19 protein-coding genes are annotated in these 20,228 nt (G+C 33.3%); 10 read left to right on the top strand and 9 right to left on the bottom strand.

The features are described 5' to 3' along the window. Positions 1 to 111: 111 nt before the first annotated feature. Positions 112 to 1,884 carry a hypothetical protein gene (locus EJ01_RS10650; RefSeq protein ID WP_048082996.1) on the bottom strand — a complete coding sequence of 591 codons (1,773 nt, stop codon included), beginning with the start codon at positions 1,882 to 1,884 and terminating at the stop codon, positions 112 to 114. Between the two features lie 517 nt (positions 1,885 to 2,401). Between EJ01_RS10650 and EJ01_RS10645 the strand changes: the two genes are divergently transcribed. Beyond that, a complete protein-coding gene (locus EJ01_RS10645) occupies positions 2,402 to 2,881 on the top strand; it encodes a DUF308 domain-containing protein (protein ID WP_048082997.1) in 480 nt (159 codons plus the stop codon). Positions 2,882 to 2,990: 109 nt separating this feature from the next. Here the strand turns inward: EJ01_RS10645 and EJ01_RS10640 are convergent, their stop codons facing one another. Both EJ01_RS10640 and EJ01_RS10635 read right to left on the bottom strand, forming a co-directional pair. Continuing rightward, positions 2,991 to 4,454, bottom strand: a complete 1,464-nt coding sequence (locus EJ01_RS10640) for a DHA2 family efflux MFS transporter permease subunit (protein WP_084689204.1) — start codon at positions 4,452 to 4,454, stop codon at positions 2,991 to 2,993. Positions 4,455 to 4,586: 132 nt separating this feature from the next. Further along, on the bottom strand, positions 4,587 to 5,171 hold the full coding sequence (locus EJ01_RS10635; RefSeq protein WP_048082998.1) for a TetR/AcrR family transcriptional regulator: 585 nt from the start codon (positions 5,169 to 5,171) through the stop codon (positions 4,587 to 4,589). A gap of 338 nt (positions 5,172 to 5,509) precedes the next feature. Between EJ01_RS10635 and EJ01_RS10630 the strand changes: the two genes are divergently transcribed. Next, the gene (locus tag EJ01_RS10630; protein ID WP_048082999.1) at positions 5,510 to 5,836 is read left to right on the top strand and encodes a hypothetical protein; all 327 of its coding nucleotides are present in this window, start codon (positions 5,510 to 5,512) and stop codon (positions 5,834 to 5,836) included. After that, complete coding sequence (locus EJ01_RS10625) at positions 5,833 to 6,639, top strand: hypothetical protein (RefSeq protein ID WP_052376086.1); 807 nt, start codon at positions 5,833 to 5,835, stop codon at positions 6,637 to 6,639. Before EJ01_RS10630 ends, EJ01_RS10625 begins: the two co-directional genes overlap by 4 nt. Before the next feature lie 42 nt (positions 6,640 to 6,681). On the opposite strand, the gene nucS is transcribed toward EJ01_RS10625, so the two are convergent. Next, on the bottom strand, positions 6,682 to 7,437 hold the full coding sequence (gene nucS / locus EJ01_RS10620; protein WP_048083000.1) for an endonuclease NucS: 756 nt from the start codon (positions 7,435 to 7,437) through the stop codon (positions 6,682 to 6,684). Positions 7,438 to 7,793: 356 nt separating this feature from the next. After that, positions 7,794 to 8,519 (bottom strand): HEAT repeat domain-containing protein, encoded by a 726-nt coding sequence (locus EJ01_RS10615; protein WP_052376084.1) that lies wholly within the window; start codon positions 8,517 to 8,519, stop codon positions 7,794 to 7,796. A gap of 534 nt (positions 8,520 to 9,053) precedes the next feature. On the opposite strand from EJ01_RS10615, the gene EJ01_RS16595 reads away from it, so the two are divergent. Next, the gene (locus tag EJ01_RS16595) at positions 9,054 to 9,500 is read left to right on the top strand and encodes a hypothetical protein (RefSeq protein WP_052376082.1); all 447 of its coding nucleotides are present in this window, start codon (positions 9,054 to 9,056) and stop codon (positions 9,498 to 9,500) included. Between the two features lie 167 nt (positions 9,501 to 9,667). After that, positions 9,668 to 10,012 (top strand): hypothetical protein, encoded by a 345-nt coding sequence (locus EJ01_RS10605; RefSeq protein WP_048083001.1) that lies wholly within the window; start codon positions 9,668 to 9,670, stop codon positions 10,010 to 10,012. Between the two features lie 89 nt (positions 10,013 to 10,101). On the opposite strand, the gene EJ01_RS17310 is transcribed toward EJ01_RS10605, so the two are convergent. Then, complete coding sequence (locus tag EJ01_RS17310; protein ID WP_157197667.1) at positions 10,102 to 10,275, bottom strand: hypothetical protein; 174 nt, start codon at positions 10,273 to 10,275, stop codon at positions 10,102 to 10,104. A gap of 213 nt (positions 10,276 to 10,488) precedes the next feature. Between EJ01_RS17310 and EJ01_RS10600 the strand changes: the two genes are divergently transcribed. Next, positions 10,489 to 11,505: a S1 family peptidase gene (locus EJ01_RS10600; protein WP_048083002.1), complete on the top strand. Its 1,017-nt coding sequence runs from the start codon at positions 10,489 to 10,491 to the stop codon at positions 11,503 to 11,505. Positions 11,506 to 11,559: 54 nt separating this feature from the next. Here EJ01_RS10600 and EJ01_RS10595 read toward each other — a convergent pair whose 3' ends face one another. Continuing rightward, positions 11,560 to 11,979 carry a hypothetical protein gene (locus EJ01_RS10595; RefSeq protein ID WP_048083003.1) on the bottom strand — a complete coding sequence of 140 codons (420 nt, stop codon included), beginning with the start codon at positions 11,977 to 11,979 and terminating at the stop codon, positions 11,560 to 11,562. Between the two features lie 801 nt (positions 11,980 to 12,780). Here EJ01_RS10595 and EJ01_RS10590 point away from each other — a divergent pair. Continuing rightward, the gene (locus EJ01_RS10590; RefSeq protein WP_048083004.1) at positions 12,781 to 15,072 is read left to right on the top strand and encodes a pseudomurein-binding repeat-containing protein; all 2,292 of its coding nucleotides are present in this window, start codon (positions 12,781 to 12,783) and stop codon (positions 15,070 to 15,072) included. 90 nt (positions 15,073 to 15,162) lie between these two features. Here the strand turns inward: EJ01_RS10590 and EJ01_RS10585 are convergent, their stop codons facing one another. Beyond that, complete coding sequence (locus EJ01_RS10585; protein ID WP_048083005.1) at positions 15,163 to 16,755, bottom strand: MFS transporter; 1,593 nt, start codon at positions 16,753 to 16,755, stop codon at positions 15,163 to 15,165. Positions 16,756 to 17,027: 272 nt separating this feature from the next. Between EJ01_RS10585 and EJ01_RS10580 the strand changes: the two genes are divergently transcribed. Next, positions 17,028 to 17,231, top strand: coding sequence for a hypothetical protein (locus tag EJ01_RS10580; protein ID WP_048083006.1), 204 nt, complete (start codon positions 17,028 to 17,030; stop codon positions 17,229 to 17,231). Between the two features lie 414 nt (positions 17,232 to 17,645). Continuing rightward, positions 17,646 to 18,194, top strand: a complete 549-nt coding sequence (locus tag EJ01_RS16590; protein ID WP_052376078.1) for a hypothetical protein — start codon at positions 17,646 to 17,648, stop codon at positions 18,192 to 18,194. A 204-nt stretch (positions 18,195 to 18,398) separates the two neighbouring features. On the opposite strand, the gene EJ01_RS10570 is transcribed toward EJ01_RS16590, so the two are convergent. Next, the gene (locus EJ01_RS10570) at positions 18,399 to 18,740 is read right to left on the bottom strand and encodes a hypothetical protein (RefSeq protein ID WP_048083007.1); all 342 of its coding nucleotides are present in this window, start codon (positions 18,738 to 18,740) and stop codon (positions 18,399 to 18,401) included. Between the two features lie 161 nt (positions 18,741 to 18,901). Between EJ01_RS10570 and EJ01_RS10565 the strand changes: the two genes are divergently transcribed. Continuing rightward, positions 18,902 to 20,092: a M24 family metallopeptidase gene (locus tag EJ01_RS10565; protein ID WP_048083008.1), complete on the top strand. Its 1,191-nt coding sequence runs from the start codon at positions 18,902 to 18,904 to the stop codon at positions 20,090 to 20,092. Positions 20,093 to 20,228: the final 136 nt, after the last annotated feature.

Here is a 20,228-nt window from a genome sequence, read left to right as displayed (position 1 = left end):
TTAATGAATAACAGCTTAATATGTTACTTAGAATCTTATTCCATCATATTTGCAAAAAATCATCTCAGCCCATTAACTATTTCTAAAATAAAAAAAATGAAGCATTCAGCTTCAAATTTTAACTGATGTTTTTACTGTTTGGTTGTCTAGTTTTACTGAAACAATAGCAGTACCTGATCCACTCTTTAAAGTAGATTTTGCAATTCCATTAAGCATAGTTGCTGGGCTACTTATACTTCCCAAAGTAGAGGTAAAAGTTAGTTTTATCCCATTTAAGACATGTCCATTAGAGGGGTTATGGTAAACCCCCTTGTTGTCATATATTAAATTTGCAGTAATTATAGAACTAATGGTATTTGAAACAGCCGAAGAAACCTTAAGCACTAACCATGTGTTTGGATTAGTTGTTCCAGCTATTTTGCCTTTAGCAGGCCCATTATTAGATCCCCACCAGTTAAGTAAAGCATTTACTTTCCCATTATAATTACAAATATCTATGCCCTGCTTAGCAGAATTTCCAAGTATCCTGCAGAATGTCGCTGTTAATGTACCATAACAATTGGCAATTCCACCACCCGGGCCTGTTTTCGCAATATTTCCACATACACTAGAACCTTTCAAAGTTAAATTACCGCCATAATTATAGATACCTCCCCCATGACCATTTGCAGTATTGTGATATATATTGGAATTAATCAAGCTGGTTTTAGTACCTGTACGGTAAATATCGATTCCACCACCATGATCATATGCAATATTGTTATATACATTCGAATTAACCAGAGTTAAGGTACCTCCATAACAATTAGCAATTCCACCGGCATGGCCTGTTTTTGCTATGTTGTTATATACACTGGAACCATTCAAGGTTACCCTGCCGCCGCAATTGTAAATACCGCCACCATGACTGTTTGCAGTATTACTGTATACCTTTGAATTAGTCAATGTTACATCAGTTTCAGTAGTATCATAATAATTGTCGATTCCGCCGCCGTGAGTTTTCGCAGCGTTGCTATATACTTGAGAATTGATTAAAGTTAAGGTGCCCCCATAACAATTAGCAATTCCACCACCAGGACCTGTTTTCGCAATATTCCCATATACACTGGAACTGTTCAAAGTTAAATCACCACCGCAATTGTAAATACCACCACCATGACCAACTACAGTATTATTATACACACTAGAATTAATCAATCTGGTTTTGGTACCCGTACGGTAAATGTCGATTCCACCACCATGATCATATGCAGCATTGTTATGTACACGTGAATTAATCAAAATTAAGATAGCACCATATCCATTATTGATTCCACCACCATGGCCAGCTTTGGCGGCGTTTCCCCATAAATTGCAACCGTTCAATGTCACATTACCACCGTAATTGTAAATTGCGGCACCGCCATATCCGCTAGTTGCAGTATTTTGGTTTAAAATGGAATTAACTATATTCAAAGTACCATGATTGTTATAAATACCTCCACCTTCAAGGGTTGCAGTGTTTTTTTGTATAATGCAGTTTTTTACATTTAGCGTGCCGCTGTTAAAGATTCCGCCCCCATAAGGGTTAGAAGTGCTTTTTGTGGTGTTGGCATTTTGTATTGTTAAATATTGCAGATTTAAATTAACTCCTCTTTGTATTAGAAATCCTTTTCCTAATTTTTGCGCGTCAATTACTGCTTTTGGTGATTCATTACCCCTAATTTTTGGTCCGATTATAGTTAAATTTTTATTCACCACTATGTCATGTTCATTATATGTCCCGCCGGACAAATTTAACGTATCTCCAGAATGCGCCGTGTTTATCGCGCTTTTAATAGTGCTAGAAGGTGTAACTGATATAACTTGAGCATTAACTACTCCAGAAAATATAATAGGGATCATCAATCCTAAAAATAAAAAAACTTTTAATAGGCCTTCTCTTTTTTCAATAGAAAAATTACGACTCTCTAAAACGATGCTCGCCCCCTCGTTTTTAGTTAAATATTATTGGTAATTTAGCTAATCTTTAATGTTGGCTATTATATTTGCCATTATTAAATTTTACTAAAATATTTTTTAAAATTAATGGAAATACAACATTTGATCCATTCTATTTAAAATAAAAAGGATATTAAAAAGGCCTGTAAGATTTTTAGCAGATTAAAAATAGAATCGATAATATTTCCTAATTATTAACTTAAACTGAACTTTAATGTTTAAACCATTTAAGCATTTAAGGCTTTTAAATTTGATATAAGGCCCATAATTATACTTATTAATGTTTTTTTATCCTTTAAATTTTAATTATATAATTAGTAGCCCTATTAACTTATAGCAAAATATAATAATTAATAATGGGAATTATTAACTATTGTTAGAATTTAGGAGTTGTTGGAAAAAAGGCTAAGAGGTGATTAGTATGGAGAAAACGGGAAACGCGATAATTCTTATAATTTTAGGTTTAATAGTTTTAGCATTCCCACTTTTAGGAGTAATTCCATTTAGCGTGCTAACTGGTGTTGCAGTGCTATTTTTGGGTTTAGGTCTTCTATTTATGGGTGCAGCCTCAATGGGCGAAAGTCTAGTTATGGGCATTATAGAACTTATTTTAGGATTTTTAGCATTAATTTTTGGCCTAGGGTTTATATTTAATCCCGCACTATTTAGTTTCGTGGCAGCTTTATTCGTATTCATTGCAGGTATATTCCTGATAATAGCAGGAATTGTTGCCATAGCAGCTAAAACTACAGGAAGCAGATGGACAGGACTTGTAGCTCTAATTTTAGGTATAATCTACATAATTGTAGCTGCATTCATTAAAGATCCGCTGTATTTAGGCATATTAATTGGATTATGGCTTTTAATAACTGGAATAATAATGTTATTCCAGAAAGATTAATTAAAAGTCTTTCCAACAACTCTACTTTTTAACAGCTGTTTTTATCTTTAATTAACTATTAAATGTTTTAAACTGTGTTACAGTCAAAAAAATATAATAAAGCGTTTTTTTAAGCATGTACTTCCTTCTTTAAAAAAAGGGAAAGCAAAAATACAAACGCAAGTATTATTGCCCCTATCAAAAATGAAAAGTTTACACCAGAAATTAATGCAGATATCTGCTGTGCTGGATCTGGAGTAATGATATTTTGAAGGTAGCTGTGCTGTCCGAATGACATAAAGCTTACAAATAGAGATGAACCAATTGCACCCCCCATCTGCTGCAGGGAAGTCATTATGGCAGAACCTGAAGCGTAATGTTTAGAATCCAAATTCCCCAGAGTATTTGTCTGATTTGGAGACATTAAAAGGGCTGATCCTATATACAAACCACAGTTTATAATTAACACCGCAGCAAGGGTGGTTGAAACAGAAAGGTTCGATAAAAATATCATGGAAATGCACATAACAGCAAGACCCGAGCTAACGATAATCTTTGGCCCATGTCTGTCGTATATATGGCCTGCAAGAAGAGGTAGTAAACAGTTTAAAATACTTCCAGGCAGCATTACAAGACTGGCAACAAAAGAAGTGGTTCCAAGTCCATTCTGCATATACATTGGAAGTATAATCACTACTGCAAAAACGACCATCACATTAATTACATTAATTATTATCCCTATGGTGAAAAAGGGATATTTAAAAACATGAAGGTCCAGTAAAGGGTGTTCCATGGTTAGCTGACGTGCTGCAAATATTATAAGGCTAACTATGCCTATAATTAAGGGCAGTATAACATTTAAGCTTAATCCATAGTCTCCTAAACCGCTGAATCCCATTATAATTCCGCCAAATCCCACAGCAGCCAGAATAACAGATAAAATATCGAGTTTCGGGCGTGTTACTTCAGTGACATTCTTTAAAAAAGACAGTCCTAAAACTGCTGTGGCTATGAAAAAGACCAGAACTAATAAAAAGAACCAGTGCCAGTCCATAAAGCCCATAAGAAAGCCCATAAATACTGGTGCAAACATTGGTGCAGAAAGAATTACAAGAGACACAAGTCCCATGACCAATCCCTGTTTCTGCCTTGGGATCAATATTAGTATGGTATTAAATATTAGAGGCACGAGGATACCTGTTCCAACTGCCTGAATTACACGTCCAGCAAATAAAACCGGAAAATTTGAGGAAACACCTGATACAATCGTCCCTATAATTAAAAATATCATTGAAGACATGAACAATTTTCTAGTTGAAAACCGCTCAATAAGAAATGCGCTGATAAGGAATACAATACCTGAAACAAGAACATAAATAGTGGTCAGCCACTGCACTGTCCCTGCTGAAATATTATACTGTAACATTATATGTGGAAATACGATGCTCAACGCGGTTTCACTTAACATCGACATAAATCCACCAAGTAGAAGTACAAATAAAATTTTTTTAGTGTTATTTTTGTTAACTGAAAACTTATTTTCCTTTGAATTTAAACCCATTTGCGGATAATCTTCATCTGTATTTAAAACCATTTTTAAATTCACTCCAATATTAGACCGGTCTACATAATTTGAAAATTAGAGATACTTTCCATTACTATAATTAGACCAGTCTACATAATTTTGTTAAAAAATCTATTCAAAATTCTTTCAGTAAGGATGTTATTAAGCCAGCAGAATAGGAATCTGCTTTGCAATTTCAATGAAAGGCTTATCGCTTTTTTTCGTTAAAGACATTATTATTGCCCCCTCTACCATTGACTGAATAACCAATCCAAGAGTTTCTGCTTTTTCTCTGTTGAAACCCCCTTCTATTAACTTCTGAGTATAGGCATCCTGCCATACATTAAAAGCAGATTCGCACGCTTTTCTTAAATTTTCATTAGTTGCAGCTGTTTCCAGCGCAATAAGGTTGATAGAAACTTTTTTAGTGCTTCTAAGTGCTAATTTTTCATCTTTTTGAGTATATACCAGATCTGCCATTTCTTCGATGGAATTTTTAATGGATTCTGCAGGATCCTGAATTTTTGCAAGCCGTTCTTTTATTGTTTTTTCGACAAATTCTTTTGTTAAATTTACAGTTTCGAGGGCCAGTTGTTCCTTCCCCTCAGGAAAGTAATAGTATAACGAGCCTTTAGGGGCATTACTCTCCCTTAATATCTCATTTAATCCAGTAGCATGATATCCTTTAAGCTGAAAAAGAACTGTTGCAGCTTCTACTATTCGATCTCTTGTATCAGTTTTCTTCACTATACCACCACAATTATAATGACTGGTCTATATAACCCTATTCAAATTATTGAATTTGATCTATAAATAGTTATAGGCAGATTTAACTATTACCTATCTATGTATCTGAATATTTCATTTTTAAACTCATTTTTCTATGAATTTTATATTTAATCTTTTTAAAAAATCAGAATAATAAAAAATATAGAAACCCATTTATTTTGCTTTAAATATTAAAAGAACAGAATAGGGACGAATTATGGAATGATTTGGGAGTAATTCTGGAAAAATTATTTTTATTACGCACCCCCTATTTTAATTAAAAAGCATTAGGCTCATTTAAAAATAATGTGATCACCATGGTTTATGAAATACTTATACCATCAATACCGTTTGTAGGGGGTTATTTAATAACATATACACTCTACAAGACCTGTTTAATAAGAAAATCACTTCATGTGAATTTATGGAACTTTATATTATTTAGTGCATTTTTAGTAACTGCGAGTGCAGGATTTGTACTTATGGTTTTACTTGAACTAGGCATAATTACATCCATTAATTCAGGACTTCTTTACTGGCATGTAGAATTCGGCATTACCATGGCACTAGTTACAGTATTCCATATAAGTATTTACTGGAAAAATACCAGAAGGCTGTTTACAGGAGGGAGGGCGAAATCTTGAAAGATAAAGTTAAAAGTAAGTTAGCTGACTTAAAAAATGCATTAAACCAAAATATTTCCCCTCAAAAACAGAAAATAGTTGGAGCTGCAGCAACTGTGCCCGTAATTGCAGCATCAACCATGTCAGGAGTTTGTGCAGGAGGCTGTCCGTACGGCTTAACAAACGATCCTTATCCCGGACAGTGCCATCTCTACACTGACAGTACTGGAGACGGCATCTGCGATCTTTCACAGGCCGCTGCCGTTTCAAGCACTCAAAGTACAGATACGGATACTCCGACTACAGATTCAAATACAAATACAGACACTCAAAATAGTGCTGATGGATACCATGGGGGACACGTTCAAAACGGAACTTCAGACCAAGCCAATGCAAGCACCACTACAGTTCATGATCCTAGCTCAGGGACTGGTGATTCATTAAATACGGGCAGCGACTACCATATAATTCCCGTAAGTCTTTTAATTATAGGCGCGTACCTATTTACACATTATCTTTTCAGTAAAGGTATTCTAAAACCTAAAAAACATAAAAAGTTGTGGAATTTGCTGTTAATGGGAGGTTTCTTTGGATCCGGCGTCACAGGAGTGCTGCTAATCTATATGATAAATTTAGGTATTGGTCTGGTTTACAGGCAAGGCCTGAACTACTGGCACGTAGAATTATCACTCCTGATGGTCATAGTAACCCTGATTCACTTCCACATCTACAGAAAACCATTTAAAAACATGTTTAAAGTACTGTTCCATTTCAAATCAAGTTTAAATAAAAATAAATCAAAAATCAGAGGCACGTCCAAATAAAGGACTTTGCCTCTACTATCCATTTTCAAATCTGCCCACAGATTACTTGTTAAAAAAGTCCAGAGTGACACTTTTGGCACTTTTAAGTTCTTTAGGTGGTTCAAGTGCCTTAAATTCAAGTTGATACTTTTCAAGAAGTTCCTGAGCATCTTCAGTAACAGATGGGGCTACCAAAAGACCCCTAACAAAATCTTTATGGTCAGTGAAGTCTTCAAAATATTTTTTTAACTGTTTAACTGCATTGACACCTGCCTGCCTGCTTTTAAGTTCTAATATCATTAAACTGCCGTTTTTATCCTTGCCAAGTATATCTATAAATCCTGTAGATACCTGATACTCTTTTGAAGTTGGCCGGAATCCTTTTTCAATAAGTTCTGGGCTTTCCATTATCATGGTACGCAGGTCTTCTTCGTAACCTGCCAGTTCAAGCTTTTTAATGTCTTTACCAATATGATAAGATATCATATGTGTTTTACATATTTCAACTTCAAGAGACTCTGGCGGATTTCTCCTTACCCCGCAGATATAAACTCTGTCGTTTTCCATTCTCGTCTTGAATTTACAGTTAGGGGGCTGCCAGTTAACAGGCTCCAAATTATAATCCTGATGGACTAAAAATGAACCATCAGTCTTGATAATTATTGTCCTGTCTCCAGATCCTAACCTGCTTGTAGCCCTGCCCCTATACTTAATCCTGCAGCATGCCACTATTATTATAAATGCCCTTTTAGAAATTGCTTCGTTTATAAAATCAAAGACTTCCTCTGTCCCCGGATTTTCATCTAACTTAATTATCATTAAACATCCTCAAATTATTAAAAAAAGGTAAAAACCATTTTAAAACTAATATTACGTTTCCAACATATAAAAATATAATTATAAACGCAAATAGAGAACTGTTTAATGATTTAAAGGAAGATTAACATAAAAATAGTTATTATAATATTAAATTTAAACACGTATGTTATGAGCATTGTGCAAATACTCTTATTTAAATTATTATGTAATTTTTTGATTAAATAAATGGAATTTCAACTTAAATTAAGCATTATAACATATTAATAAAGTATAAACAATGCAAAGAATAATAGACCCGAATAAATTTAAAATAAGAAACTTTTATCCAGTAATTTTAAGGTTAAATTAAAATTAAATTATTTTGAATCAATTTTATTTATTGCCCTTTTCAAGGCAGATTCAAATTCATGAGATTCTCCATTTGAGGCTTCTAAAGCTCCTTTAAGATAGGGAAGTGCTTCTTTATCTCCTATAGTCCCAAGAGCATTTGCCGCATTTACCCTTACAAGATAACTTTCATCCCCAAGAGAACTGACCAGATATTCTACAGATGCATCACCAATTTTACCCAATGACATCACAGCACAGGATCTTAAAATGTAATCATTTTCTTTTAATATTCCTTTTAACGGTTCAAGAGCGCGATCATCACCCAAATTTCCAAGTGCATCCACCACTTCACATTTAACATTTAAAGACCCATCATTTAATGCATTAATGATTGGTTCAACTGCCCGTCTGTCACCAATTGCACCAAGAGCCCATACTGCCGTTTCACGAACATGCCAGTGTTCATCCTTTAAAACATCAATTAAAGGTTCAACAGACTTTTTATCCCCAATCGTGCCAAGAGATACAACTGCAGCTTTACGGATAGGCCAGTATTCATCGTTCAGGAGATTAATTAAAGGTTCAACTGCTTCCTTTGCATCTATATCCCCCAGTATATATGCTGCTTTTTCCCGAATTCGTTTGTCTTCGGTTATATCTAATGCTTTTATAAGGCCATTTATATCCTTTTTGTCCCTCATCCTTTCCAGATCTGAGATTGAAATCATTGCCATCATCCATATTAAATCCATAATTTTATCACATATTTATTTAATGTCATTTATTAATATTTATTGGCTATATAATTTTTATAAATGTTTAATAGCTTAGATCATACCATTAATCATTTATGAATGCACCATATCCTAAATAATACCCAAATAATTCAAACAATACGTTTTTTGTCAAAAAAAGTCTTTTATAATTCTTTTAATTTTATAAACAAGTAATGCTATGTTATAACTACAGAGTGTATCACCACATACTATCATTTTTAGCTATTATTTAATTTATATTTAAAAATTAGCTTAAATTATCCCCAAAAATATAATTTCAATACATTCATAGCCTGTTAAATAAATAATTAAGTTAATAGACATAAACACCATAATTATTAGAATTATTTTTATTATTTTTATTTATATGCAACTAATCATATTAATTATCCCCTAATGAATTATAATAGTTCCTCCCCCAAACACCATTAATTTTATATCTAAATTGTATTTACGCGAAATTATTATTAGTTATGAAAAACATAAAAAAAGATACGAAATTATGCAGAGGTGGTTGCAATTAAAGGAAAAATACTATTTTTAGTTAGCGTATTAGTTATTACAAGTATTACTGTGGCTGCTTATCCAGTAATATCTGCTAATTCCCAATTAGGACAGCCAAACCAGTCAAATTTAGGAAATTCAACAAATAATAATCACAAGATCAGTTCCATAAATAAAATATCAAACAGGGGTTTACATCAATCAAATTTTAATGTTAAATCATCAATCCCAAAAAAGTATACATCTCCCAAAGTCAAGTCATCTAAATCACGTTTAATTGCGCAGAAGTACATAAAAGAACATAATGCAGTAGCAGGTAAACCTGAACGATACAAAATAGGTGGGAAATGCACAGATGTTGTTCCTGTTTTATTGAAGGGTAAAAGAGTAGGGGAAATAAATATAGACCCTAAAACAGGAAAAAACGTGGGTGGTGCAGGAGGAGCACCTTAATTTACTCTTTTTAAGCATATGACAATTAATTCTGTTAATTATTCCTTTTAAACTCTGTAAAACACTTTATCATGAGACATGGAGTAAAATATGTCCAAGATATTTAATAACAGAATGTAAATATTTATGTTCTAAAAAAGATAAAGTAATGGATGAGGTGATTATGCTTGGCAGAAGTATTAGTACCGGTAACTTTTAGTCGAGAAATAGAAGGGAAAATAAGTGATTTAGTCATACCTGAAGAGTTTGTCAAGGATTTCCGTTTTATAAGTGATACCGAACTTATAGTTGTTATACGAGTCCTGGGCGCAGATATAGAAAAGCCCCTAAATTTCTTTGAAAGCAGCAAAGGAGATAAATTCACCATAAAAACCATAGAAAATAATGGAAAGCAAGTATATGATAAATTCACATTAATTGATATGGAATCAAACGAAGGCCCATATCCCACTGCAGATATAGATATAGAACCTCAAGAGATTAAACTAATACTAGAATTTGAAAAAAGATGACCAAATAATTATTATTTTAAATTAATTTTTATTCTCATTTTACTAATTAATCAAAATATTACTTACTTAGAATAAAAGCATTATAATGCCTATCTTTCTCTTTTTGCACGTTCTTTGGCCTTTAAAATTAAAAATATTATTACACCAATTACAATTGCAATAATAATGCCCCATATCAATGCAACTCCTATAATGAGTATTGCATTAATAACTGCATTTACAAAGCCCATTATTGCATTAACTAATGTAGATATTATATCCATGTATTACTATTTTGTTTTTAATTGGATATAAATTTAGAGATTTTTAAAAATTGATTTACTGTTATTTAATTAACGTTCAAAGTTTACAAGCACAACCAGCAATTTAGATAGTGATCCCGTTTGAAATTGGTAAAAATATAAATAAAAGTTAGAGCATAGTTATTACTTAAATTAAATAATTTAATAATTTTTAATGTGATGGTGGACCATTAAGTGAAGCTGTTGAAAAATACATTAACATCAGTACTTATCCTGCTGGCAGTATTTGTGACTTATGAAGCTTTTTTTATAGATAATACTCCTTTAAATTATTTTTCTTCTAAATCGGCTAGTTCAACAGTTTATGTTGAAAATGGAGTTTCAGGCATAGTAACTATAACTGATCCATCACTTCACAAAACAGTATGGTTTAATATTAGTTTTTATCCATTAGAAACTGGTTCTGGAGTTATTGTAAGTAAAAATGGATATATCATAACTGCATTTCATGTTATAGGTGATCCTGAGTCCAATACCATTAATGTGCTTAAAACAATGAGTGATGATGACATCAAGACGTATGTGGAGCAGGCAGCAGTATCTACCTATTTATCAAACTATAATCCACAGTTAGGCGCGGAATTATCTGGAAATGATATGGTCAGTCAAAGTAACTTAAGTGCCAATACACGTACAACTACCGATCTGTTGATTCAAAACAATTTAATTAGTGTAAAATACTATAAGCAGGTCATTAAAGTTAAATTTTCATCTGCTACGGGAATTAAACCGCTAAATGCACAGCTGGTTGATGTTGGAAATTCAGGCAGCGATAATGATGTTGCCCTCCTGAAAGTTAACCCCGCAGGCAGAAATTTACCAGCATTAAAAATCAGTTCCCATGACCCAAAGAATGGAGAAAACATCCGTATATATGGTTATCCCGCAGACAGCAATGTGACACAATCCCAGTTATCAGTAAACCCTTCCACAACCACAGGCAGCCTCATATCAGAAGTACGTAATTCACACGATATACTTTACTACAAAACAAATGCATCTACATTCCCTGGTTATAGTGGAGGTCCTGTTTTAAATAGTAAAAATGAAGTAATAGGTATTTTAATATATGGAATACAGTCAAAAGGAAGTTTTTTACAACAAATAAAATCAAGATATGGGTTATTTTTATCTTCAAACTATATAATACAGATATGTAGGGAAAATGAAGTTCCCATAGACATCACATAATATGACACCTGTAGATCTACTAAAAAAATTCTAAGTAGATCTACTGGAAAAAAATTATTCTAAAGTAAGCAAATCTATCTTATTAATTAACTGCTCATTTTTAACTTTAAATACCTCAAATGCTTTTTTATTTCGATTGTTGTATTCTACAAGGGATTTTGATATACTGCCTGAAAGTTCTTCATAATCAGTTTTAAAGTTTACAAGCAGCTTTTCCAGCTTTTCCAATTCCATTACTTCAGGACATTTAGGGTTAAACAGCCTAGCTGTTTTAAACCTGTGGTTACCCATTAAACTAACCCCGCCCTCTAATTTAAGTGCAGGACCATATAATTCCTGTAGTTTGTCTGATTTTTCCAACAATTCTTTTAAAGCTCTTACTTCATTTAACTTAGAATCTATTAATTTAACAATATTAGATTCCATGTTAGGCCCCAAATTTCCTTTATTTTTTATACCCTCTTTACTCTCCATATTTACCAGTCCTCCATCTATATTCCTTATTTTCCAATAAGCTTAAACTTCACAACTGAATCTAGAGCATATGCCCAACTTAGAGCATTATATACATATTAACTGGATGCTGGAGTTCTTAATCAAACTAAAACTATCTTAAGATTAAGGATTTCATATACTTGCGCGTATCTTAATATGTGACTCCTCCACCATATCGATGTAAATTAGTATTCCAAACTTAATATGGAATTTGTAATAGTGACTCATAATAACATTATGTAATATTAGGAATGATTCTAATATAAAAGATTTTCTGTCAGGTATAAACTTAAAAACGCATTTAAAAGACCAGTATTCCCAACTACCAACATAATAGCATAACTACCACAACATGCAAATTAATAATAAAAACTACCCCCTGAGCAGTGAATCTGAAAGGCTACGCAAAAAATCAATTTAAACGTCTTGATTTGAAAATTATTACTTTCAAAGATATAAATGAAATAAATTAATGTCCAGCACGAATTTGGAGCAAATTACAGTTAATAAAAATGATTGATTAAACCCGTACTGCATATCCCATATAAAGATGCCCTGAAAAAATAAGTTTTCATCTTAAATAATTTAATAAAATTTTATAAGAATTGTAGTACAAAAAAGATTAATATTTCACTAATTCAAAGTTTTAATTCGCCTTTATACCTCTTTAAATTCAAAAAAACGCATGATAATTATGTTTGCATGAAAAAATTAAATCACAAAAAATATATGCTCAAAAATACCATAATCACGTGTCAATAACTCCAAACTGGTGTTAATATGACATCTGAAAAAATGGGAGGCAGTATAATGAAGCGACTTTCGTTGCTTTTAGTGCTCCTTATTACATGTGGAGCACTCTTTAATGTAAATACCATATATGCCGCCACAGAAAATTCACAGATACCACCTAACTACGATGACACAAACCTTGTTCTTAACAACACAACAGATGCACAATCTAACGCGACGATTCAAAATACAACAGGATCTACACAAAAAAATGTAACAGAACCTGTTAATAACACTACAGTGACGAACCAGTCAACGACTCCAAATTCAACAAATTCCAATCAAAACAGTGGATTAACTCTTAAAAGCTTTAGTGTAACAAGCGTCAAAAATTCTACCGACACCACAGGAGATAAATATAAAAATATTAGCGCAATTTGGCTAAACGCCGAAGATGCAGCTAATTTAAATGTAACTAAAATTAAAAACACCGGAATTACAGATATATTCGTTAAGTGTAATATTTATTCCAGCACTTACCAGAATACCCTGAAAAATGTTGTATCCATGTTCAAAAACAGTGGAATACGGATAAATGCATGGGTAACATGCTTTTTAGATGCAAACAGCAAATGGATCAACCCTGCAGGGACAACCTACACATACACTGTAAAAGTGACCAAAAAAGTTCCAGTAAAGACTCCTTATAAATACTGGTACAAATCATGGTACAAATACAGGGGGCACTGGTACTACAAATGGAAATACGTCTGGAAAACCAAAACAACGTATAAAAATGTCACAACCACCCAAAAGAAAACAGGCTTAAATACCACCTATAATACCAAGGTCCTAAATGCCACCACTAACATGGTTAAAAACTGTGGAATAGATGGTGTTAACCTTGATTACTTACGTTATCCTGGAACAGCTTACAAATACACAAACAGCTCGCAGATCATTACCTCTTTCGTTAAGAGTATCTACAATTCAGTAAAATCAATTAATTCATCAGTAGCAGTTTCAGCAGATTTAATGCCTGAAGGGAAAATGAATGCATATTACTATGGACAGAATTACACTCAACTTGCAAAATATCTTGATTTCATGGTTCCGCTGGTTTATAAGGGTAATTTCGGATACAACAGTTCAAAAGGCACCAGCAGCAGTGGTAAAAATGGTACCAACTGGATAGGCAGTTCTATAGCATATATAGTCAGCCAGTCCAATGGAACTCCAGTTGTAGCTGGCCTTCAAGCTTATCGTTCAGCAAACAACCAAACTGCAATACCTTTAAATGAATTACAAAACGATATAGACTCAGCTGTAAAAAATGGCGCATCTGGATATGCATTATTCAGATACGGTAAGATAACAGAAGCTTTCTTCAAAAATTCGACTTCAATTACATTCACTTCAGAGCAGATTCAAAATGCTGCAGCAGGTCTCAGAGCATATATCGAGACTAACAGCAAACTTCCAGCTTATGTGACAATTGGTACAACCCAAGTTTCGATTGAAGACCTATTGAACTTGATGGTTACAAACGTCTTACAGCTAAATAGTGGAAATAAAACGCCTTTAACATTTAAAAACATAAGTTCGCCAGGTAATCCAACAGGTGACCTTGTAACAGGGTCAATAACAAAAACAGAATATCTAAACATCACACAGAGAATTAAATCATTTATAGATGCAAACAATGCTGCACCAAACTATGCATCAAGTTCCCTTGGAAATATTCAGTATGAATCACTTGTTTACATGTACTCGAAGATACTGGATTTCTACAGTATCACCAACGGACTGCCAAATTATGTTTCAGTAAAGGCATGGACAGCCCTTACTCCAGTTATAGAAGCAAGACCCGTGTATATAACCAGTGATAATATCATAAACACAGTAGCTGATACTAACCGGACAAATACAATCGTCAATGCTTTAGAGGCATTAGGATTAACTGCAGTAAACTGGGGATTAGGCCCAAACAGCCATTACAGCGTGCTTCAAAACAGCACAGTCCCTGCAAATGCACTAATAGTAGATATATACGGCGGAGCATGTGCAGGTACCATATACGAAATGGGACAGGACTATTATAAAAAATTAGTTGGAGCTAAAAAAGTATTCAGTGTCTGGTTGGCCCCATACTCTACAGACATAACTAATTTAGCATGGCTGCCCAGGTCAAAAGACGATGATTTCGACCCTCCAAGCTTTACAGGGCTAGCAAATCCAGATCAGTATTTAGCAAGTAATGGCTATGAATACATCTATTCAGGAGATTTAAGTGCCATAATAAACCGAATATACCAGGAAGCAACAGAACCTATTGAGTAAATTAATTGGACATAAATAAAAAAAATTGTGCCAATTTATTTACTTTTCCATCTTTTTTAAATTTCAAAAAAGTGATTTAAGATCATATAGCTACTTTTCAATCCTTTCTTTTTCTGTAATGTCCGGAGGCGGTTTAATAAATAAAGAGAGGATAAGTCCAATAAACAGGAGGATAGCAGAAGCTAAAATGGCAGCCTGCATTCCACGACTGTCCGAATTAAATGTAAGGGCAAAAAGTTTAGGGTCATCCATAATAGTCGACATATCTGGACTTAAAGTTTTTCCCACCCATGAATAAATATCATGATTTAAAGCCTGCTGATTTTGATATACAGAATATTCAACAGGAAGTGTCGCTGCAACGTTAAAGTACAATGCCATAAAGAAAATTAATCCAATGGCAACGGTCCCAATTGAAGATCCAACATTTATGAAAGTGTTATGTATTCCTGAAGCCTCTCCAAGCTGTTTATCATCTACACTGGAAAGAATAATATTGGTAATGTTAGGAGTAGCTAGCCCTAAACCCATTCCCAGTATAAATAAGCCCGGGATAAGGTCCATCATATCCAAACTTGCAGGATACATGAATGAATGATATAGCATCAAAATGGCAATTATAGACACTGCAAAGCCTATAAATACCAAATAATGAGCTTTAATGCGCTTTGTAAGTTTACCCACACTTACTGCAAATATTGCGCTTCCAATAGAGGCCGGTAACAGAATTAAACCAGTTACTAAAGCATTGACTCCCCACCTCGTCTGCACATATATTGGTATAATATAAAATAATCCTGCTAAAATTAAAGCCATGATCAATCGGGATAAGTTACCAAAGGTAAATGAGCGGTTTTTTAAGATACGCACATCCATAAATGGTTTTTTACCCTGTTTAATTAGTCTTCTTTGGTAATAAAAGAAGATAACTAAAAATATAACACCAATCATGATCATTGACATGGCAAATGCAAAACCAAGCAGATTTATAATGGTCCCATAGTTATTAACCCATGTAGCAGGGTTGTTTAACTGAAGTACACCAACTATAAACAATAAAATTCCAGATGATGCAAGAAAGGCACCCCTGAGATTTAAATCAGACCATTTCAATGTTATTTCAGATTCAGCAATGTCATATGATAATACAAGTATGGCCACCACAAATATAGTCTCTAAAGCGAAGCCCCACCTCCACGAATAGAATGTTGTAAGGTAACCTCCCAATAAGGGCCCTATTGCTGTCGCCGCTATATATAATGTAGATGAAAATCCCATTGCAAATGCTCGTTTAGACCCAGTGTAATGAGCTGTGATTATGGATGATGTTGCAGGCAGCATTAAAGCCGCACCAAAACCTTCTATTATAGACCAGCCCACCAGCAGCATGAGTGCATTTGTACTTAAGGCTGCAATTAATGCCCCAATGCCATAGATAATAGCTCCAGCTACAAAAGTCTTCTTTCTACCGATGACATCCTGCAATTTACCTCCAAATAGCACAAAGCATCCCATTACAAGAGCATAAATGGCTATTATGGACTGTATATTAGCAAGAGTTGTATTCAAATCTTTTACAAGATATGTCATTGCCACGTTCATAAATGTAGCATCTAAACCTATGATAAATAATGCTAAAGAAACAAAAATTAAAATTGACCATCCATAATTCGACTTGTTCAATATAAATGCCTGCCCCCATACTTATTTATATTTATGGTAATTTTCCCGTTATTTAAATATAACGGATTGAAGATCCGTCCATTTTTTTAATAACACAAACCAATCCCTGAATTTTATGATAGAAAAATGGTAATGAAATGGAATAGATTTGGATATAATTCGGGAAAAATTATTTTTAAGCTTTTTTAGAAAATATAACTGAAATAGTGAGTTAAAATATAGAATAACCAAAAAAAATTTGATAATTAATTTAAATACAAGAGGCGAATAATTTGAAAGTAGAATGGAAAAATGAAGATTTAAAAAGTGAATTAATAATGAACACACTTGAGTATCTAAGTAGAAACCAGAATGTTTCCATTAAAGACCTGGCAGATTACACCGGACAGGAATATATTCTAATAGCCTTTTTAATGCAGGATTTAGAAAATAAAGGTATCATAAACTCAGAAAAGGTTTTTAACTTAAATAAATGAGATAAATCCAGAATTCATTTAAATAATGCCATTCTTCCCCCTAGTTTTCATTTTTTTAGCATATTTTGCAAGTAATTGTAATTAAAGATTCAAATAAAATATGTTTTTACAGAGTTACAACCGATAAACAGAAATATAACTCAAAAAAGGTTAATAAACACAGCATCTAAACTTCCAGTTTAAAAACGAGTCAAATAAAACTAATAAGAACCTACCATTTATAAACATTCAAGCAAACTAATTGTAGCTTCTTTAATTATAATACTTATCAAAATAAACATACTGATTTTACACTTAAATATGCTTAAATAGGAGCAGTGCCCAATAGTGACATACCAAATAACTACAAATGAAATTGAAACATTTTTTTTATAATTCTTAGCTTTGAAACCGTACGCTACCTGATGAAACCATTTGAAGATACAGTTATTCAATCCATTTAATTCAAAAAGAAAGATAATTTCATTTATTTTATCAATATTTACAGTAGCATTGATTCTAATTAGTGTTATAAATCCATCAATGGCAGCTAATTGTGAGAAAGATGTTTCTACAATTCAGAATACATTAAATGAATATACACACAATTTGAAAACAAATTTCAAAAAACATGTAAGTCCCTCTTTTAATCTATTTGAAGAGAGTAAAGAAGTCAAGAAAATTTCAGGTATTCTGGATGAAGCATCAAAATTCAAATATGTTCACGGAATTAGCAGTTCATACAAGCTTCCCATGCAAGGCGGAGACTGCTGGGCAATGTCGGACTGGTTATACAATCACATTAAAAAAACAGGAGTTGACTGCAGAATCATTCAGTATGAAACATCCCTTGCCAATAATCACAGAAGTGTGCAAATTAAAATTGATGGAAAATGGGTCGATTTACCCTATGAAATGTTTAACTTCGATTACAGATTCGTTGCATCATATTCTAAACCCAAAATGTTCGTTTATAAATATTAATTTCTTATTTTAGTGAATTAATGGTTTAAAAAGCTTTGATTTAACTAATTTATTGATAGTACTATAACTATTCTTTATTACAGGACCATCATCTAATATAACTAAAAATAATATCTAAAGTTCAGCTTATTAAAGCAAGAATATATAACTGCATTTATTGCTATTAGCCATCATATCCAAACTTTAAGCTGTTTGCTGTTTTCGTTAGCTAAATAACAGTACCTCAAGCTCGCTCAAGTTATCCCTGATAAACTGTTCTGCCTTTGGATCTGCAAGTATTTTTAACTGTTCATGTCCTTTTTCAGCGTGAGCTCTAGCTAGTAATTCTTGAAGCTCTGGAACCGGCATTTCAATGACTTTTTTTATCTTCTCAATTTCTTCATCACTTAGCTGATCTTTATAATTTTCTATTTGAGATCTAAACTTTTTCACCACATTCATGTTCCTAAAAACAGCCATTTTTAATATTACAGCCGGAACTTTGGTAAATAAATCCACTACACCCCTAACATCTTCTTCAGTTATATTTCTTTCCTGAGACTCCATTTAAAACCCCTTTTTATGAATATTGAATTACTTGATAATTTTAAACTGTATCTATTAGAACTTTTCCAATATATTATTATGGATTAAAGCTATACATTTGATATAATCTTATTAAAGAGTATCACTTAATAGGCATAAATAGAACAATAAAGGAGCAGAACATGAATAAAGTACCTTCAACTGAACTGGAAGACCGCATGACACGTTTTAAAGCACAGATGGATATATCCAATCCAGAATGGGAAATAACCGCAATTTTCAGTAAAATAAATCAATATTATTTTACAGGAACTATGCAGGATGGAATGCTGCTTATTCCAAGAGATGGTGAAGCCACATTCTGGGTACGGCGTAGCTTTGAAAGAGCAACTTATGAATCACTATTTCCACAGATAAAATCCATGAAAAGTTTTAGAGATGCTGCAAAAAGTGTAGATAAACTTCCAGACACAGTTTATATTGAAACTGAAACAGTTCCATTGGCATTATATAGTCGATTTCAAAAGCATTTTCCTTTTAAGGATGTTAAACCTGCAGATACCAGTATCGCTGCTGTAAGAGCTGTTAAAAGTGAATATGAACTGGGTTTAATGAGAAAAGCAGGTGAAATCCACCAGTGCGTGCTGGAGGATACAGTACCTGGAATGCTGGTTGAGGGAATGAGCGAAGCAGACCTTGCAGCAGAGCTGTTTAAAGTTATGGTAGATGAAGGATATCAAGGAATAACTCGTTTTGGCATGTTTGATACTGAAATGGTACTTGGCCATATTGGTTTTGGTGAAAGTTCAATTTATCCATCCTATTTTGACGGGGCCAGTGGAAATTACGGGATGGGTCCAGCAGTGCCTCTTCTTGGAAGCCGTGAGCGGAAGCTGAAAAAGGGAGACCTGGTATATATCGATATTGGATCCGGAGTAGAAGGTTATAATACAGATAAAACCATGACATACATGTTCGGCAGTTCTCTTCCCCAGTACGCCATAGATATCCACAACAAATGTGTGGATATACAAAATGAAATAGCAGCAATGCTAAAACCTGGAGCAATTCCATCACAAATTTATAAACACATAATGAACAGTTTAGATGAGGATTTTCTACAGAATTTCATGGGATTTGGTGACCGTAAGGTCAAGTTTTTAGGCCACGGGATAGGTTTACTAATCGATGAACTGCCAGTAATAGCAGAAAGATTTGATAGCCCCATTCAGGAAGGAATGGCCTTTGCAGTAGAACCCAAAAATGGAATTAAAGATATTGGAATGGTAGGGATTGAAAACACATTTACAGTAACTGCTGCAGGTGGTAAAAGCATCACTGGAAATAACCCTGGCTTAATTCCAGTATTCTAATTTATAGTGAAGAACATTACTTGTTAAACATTTAAAATCTTAGGTAACTTGATTAACTGTTTAATAAGATTTAAAGCACGTAAAAACAATTTCAAAAATTTAATAGTTTAAAATATTTAGTACTTCACTATAAAAT

This window comes from Methanobacterium veterum (assembly GCF_000745485.1).
Taxonomy (GTDB): domain Archaea; phylum Methanobacteriota; class Methanobacteria; order Methanobacteriales; family Methanobacteriaceae; genus Methanobacterium_D; species Methanobacterium_D veterum.
This window is presented reverse-complemented; position numbering and strand designations above follow the sequence as displayed.